The organism is Paenibacillus sp. (genome assembly GCF_048976745.1).
In the GTDB taxonomy this organism is placed as follows: domain Bacteria; phylum Bacillota; class Bacilli; order Paenibacillales; family Paenibacillaceae; genus Paenibacillus.
Window position 1 is genome coordinate 1 of sequence record NZ_JBHGUU010000015.1, and the last position, 3555, is coordinate 3555.

2 protein-coding genes are annotated in these 3555 nt (G+C 51.6%); both read left to right on the top strand.

The genetic code is table 11. The features are described from left to right. Positions 1 to 1689: FAD-dependent oxidoreductase (locus ACE3K2_RS21895; protein ID WP_421895013.1), on the top strand; the 1689-nt coding region annotated here is incomplete at its 5' end. Between the two features lie 15 nt (positions 1690 to 1704). Beyond that, on the top strand, positions 1705 to 3555 hold a 1851-nt coding region (locus ACE3K2_RS21900; protein ID WP_421895016.1), incomplete at its 3' end, for a beta-galactosidase.

A 3555-nucleotide genomic window follows, 5' to 3' on the forward strand; every position in this document is an offset into this window, starting at 1 on the left:
GGTAATGCTTCTTCCGAGATTCGCATGCATATCGTTGGTGCGGCGAATTCCAAGCGGAGGCAGGATTTGGAGACGGAAGCGAGGGAAGGCGGCATACTGGAAGAAATATTGCTTGAATGTGCCATCCGCAATCCACAGCGAAGTGCATCGATGTTCGATCTGATCTTATATGAAAAGTGCAGAGCGGAACCGAACCTGACATTAATGCTCAATACGGCAGTGACTGGTGTACGGATGGAGGGAAGCCGAATTCTGTCCGTACTGGCTGCAAGGGAAAGCACGGAGCAATACTTCGAACTCTTCGCCGATATCTTCATGGACTGTACGGGAGATGGCCGTCTCGGCAAAGAAGCGGGAGCGTTGTTCAAGACAGGCCGGGAATCCTCCAAACAATACGGGGAGTCCCATGCAGGAGAAGAAGCCGATCCGTACCGTCTCGGCTCTTCGCTGTTGTTTACAACCCGGAATATGGGCAAACCGATGAAGTTTATCCCTCCCGCATGGGCTAAAAAGTATACAGAAGAGGATTTAAAGTTTCGTGACCACTCCTCATGGGAATACGGATATTGGTGGGTAGAGTTCGGTGGTTTGCTGGATACGATTGCCGATAACGAAACGATCCGTGATGAACTGCTTGCCATCATGATGGGCGTTTGGGATCATATCAAGAACAGCGGCAACCATCTGGAGTCGGAGAACTGGGCTTTGGACTGGTTCGGCTTCGTCCCCGGCAAACGGGAGTCCCGCCGGTTTATCGGCAAACATCTGCTTACGCAATCGGATCTGGAAGAAGCCGTTCACTTTGAGGATGTGATCGCGTACGGCGGATGGCCGATGGATACACATCCACCTCAGGGGATCGAAGCAAAAGACCAGGATCCCTGCAGCCAGCCGGTGACCAACTATGTGTACGGCATCCCGCTCAGGGCCTTGATCAGCGCCAATGTGGACAATCTGATGTTTGCCGGACGGAACATATCCGCTACGCATATCGCCTTTTCAAGCACCCGGGTTATGGCAACATGCGGTGTGATGGGACAGGGTGTAGGTACGTTCGCCGCGATGGCAATTCGCAATGGGATTCCGCTGGACCAGGCATGGCAAGACCGGGAATTGATTCGGAACACGCAGCAACTACTGATCAGGCAGGATGCATATTTGCCTGGCATACAGATGGATGCCAATCTGGCGAGTCAGGCTATCGTCCAGGCGTCATCCGAGCAATCCGAGGGGTTAGCATCAAATGTCATCGACGGACATACCCGTTCCATACATGGAGCGAGAGGAGTCAAGCAAAGTCTGGCTGTTCCTGGCACCCACCGTTGGATGGCGCAGCCGGAAGACCGGGAGCCATGGATCGAGCTGGAGTGGAAATCACCGGTATCTATCCGCGAAATTAGTATTGTGCTTGATACGGGTATGCACCGAAGGCTAACACTTACACACGATGACAATCTGCACCAACAGAACGTGTGGGGGCCGCAGCCTGAAACCTTGAAGGAGTTTCGGATATTGGCTTATTTAGCGGATTCCAGAGATGACGGCTGTCAAGTGGTGCACATTCAGGATAATTATCAACGTCAAGTTACATGTCAAGTTCAGTTGGAGCAGGTGCGCAAGCTTCGGCTTGAGGTTCTGGGTACCAATGGATTGGATCATGCTCGAATCTTTGAAATTCGATGTCATTGAAGGAGGGATATGCAAATGAGTCAACGCAAGCCACTTTTTTCGCAATTGAATCGGTTGCTGCACGGGGCGGATTATAACCCGGAGCAGTGGATCCATATGCCCGAAGTCTGGGATGAAGATATGCGCCTGATGCGTCTAGCCAAGTGCAATGTCATGACCATGGGCATATTCTCCTGGTCCAGTCTGGAGCCGAATGAAGGAGTATTCGAATTCGGATGGCTTGACGGAATCATCGATAAGCTGACCCTTAACGGCATCTCTTTCATTCTGGGTACGCCAAGCGGGGCGCGGCCGGCATGGCTGGCCCGTAAATACCCGGAGGTGTTGCGGGTCAGACCGGAGCGAGTGCGCAATTTGTATGGAACCCGGCATAACCATTGTTATACGTCGCCTATATATCGGGAGAAGGTCAGGATTATCAATACGTTACTGGCGGAGCGATATGGCAATCATCCCGACTTGCTGCTGTGGCATATTTCCAACGAATACAATGGGGAGTGCCACTGCGATTTATGCCAAGCGGCATTTCGAGAATGGTTGCGGAAGAAATACAACGACGATTTAGACAGTTTGAACCAGGCATGGTATACGACCTTTTGGAGCCACAACTATACAGACTGGATGGAAATAGAGTCGCCCTCCCCTATTGGGGAACATATGTTGCACGGTTTACAGCTGGATTGGAAACGGTTTGTCACCGATCAGAGCATTGATTTTATGCTTCAAGAGATCGCGCCTCTGAAGCGGCTTACCCCTGATATTCCTGTCACAACGAATTTCTTGGGTGGGTGTAACATCAATTATGAACAAATGGCCGAGCATGTGGATATTGTTTCGTGGGACAGCTATCCGTTTTGGCACAGCAAGAGTCCCGACTGGCGGACGGCCTGCCATGCGGCGTTCACCCACGACCGGTACCGTTCGTTCAAGCCCGATAAACCTTTTCTGCTGATGGAATGCACACCGAGCTTGGCAAACTGGCAGGAGGTTGCCAAGCTGAAGCGACCGGGCATGCATGCGTTGTCCTCCATACAAGCTGTGGCTCACGGCTCCGATTCCGTACAATACTTCCAGTGGCGTAAGAGCAGAGGAAGCTCGGAGAAGTTCCACGGTGCTGTTGTGGATCATAGCGCCCACGAGCATACGAGAGTTTTTAGCGAGGTTGCGGAATTAGGTGCTTACCTGGAACGTCTAGAGCCTGTTAACGGTACGATTATCCGGGCGGAAACCGCGCTCATTTACGATACTGAAAATAAATGGGCGGTGGAAGGAGCAGCAGGGCCGCGAAAGCCGAATCTTAGCTACGATCAGGAAGTGCTCCGCCATTATGAGCCATTCTGGAAGCAAGGGATCCCTGTGGACATTATATCCATGGATCGTTCACTGGACGGCTACAAGCTCGTTATTGCTCCGATGCTGTACATGCTGAAGCAGGGGACGGCAGAACGTTTTGAGGCATTTGTCCGCTCAGGGGGTACGCTTGTCCTGACGTACTGGAGCGGAGTTGTCGACGAGAATGATCTATGTTTCCTGGGCGGCTTCCCTGGACCACTTCGTAAGCTAGCTGGGATATGGTCAGAAGAGCTTGATTCTCTGTATCTTGAGGATCGCAATTCACTCATAATGAAGGAGAGCGCATTGGACGGCTTATCGGGAACGTATTCGGTATCGTTGATGTGTGATCTGATTCATGTCGAGACGGCGAAAGTTCTTGCAGAATACCAAGAGGATTTCTATCAAGGGTATCCCGCATTGACCGTAAACCGATTTATAGATGGGGAAGTTTACTATATGGCGGCTCGAACTGAGCCTTTGTTTCTGGACGACTTTTATCGCGCGCTGGCAGGTCGTTGCAGATTAAGCTGT